Origin of the sequence: Mesorhizobium sp. M4A.F.Ca.ET.050.02.1.1 (assembly GCF_003997725.1) — a bacterium.
Classification (GTDB): domain Bacteria; phylum Pseudomonadota; class Alphaproteobacteria; order Rhizobiales; family Rhizobiaceae; genus Mesorhizobium.
Genome location: NZ_RZSG01001472.1, coordinates 1 through 507 on the forward strand (window position 1 = coordinate 1; position 507 = coordinate 507).

At 63.7% G+C, this 507-nt stretch carries 1 protein-coding gene; it reads left to right on the plus strand.

The window, feature by feature from the left end:
* Positions 1 to 189: 189 nt before the first annotated feature.
* Positions 190 to 507, plus strand: a 318-nt coding sequence (locus EOA33_RS38200; RefSeq protein WP_245482621.1) for a cytochrome c biogenesis protein CcdA, incomplete at its 3' end; no start/stop codon positions are given.

Here is a 507-nt window from a genome sequence, read left to right on the forward strand (position 1 = left end):
TTTTCATGGAAATCTCCCTGACGTGATCCTAACGAAGCGTGCGGAAATCGCGGCCTCTTTCGGGTCAACGCATTCGACGTGCCGTTTCTTCCAATCCGGCCGCGGAGCGGCGACTTGCCACGTGATGGTGATTGGCGAAGACGGCATTCCGTCGCTATATCGGCGCCAGCACAAACGGAACTGCACGAAATGGCATTGGATATCGGCTATGTCAGCGCGGTCGGAGCGGGGGCGATCTCGTTCCTGTCGCCTTGCGTGCTGCCGCTGGTGCCGCCTTATCTCTGCTACATGGCCGGTGTTTCAGTCGATGATTTCCGCGGCGATGCCGGCGCTACCGCCAGGGCCGGCGCGCGCGGCGCGCTGATTGCATCCTCCATCGCCTTCGTGCTCGGCTTCTCCACCGTGTTCGTGGCGCTCGGCGCCGGCGCCTCGACCATCGGTCACTGGCTCCGCGTCTGGCAGGAGCCGCTGGCAATGGTGGCGGGCGCCCTGATCATCCTGATGGGC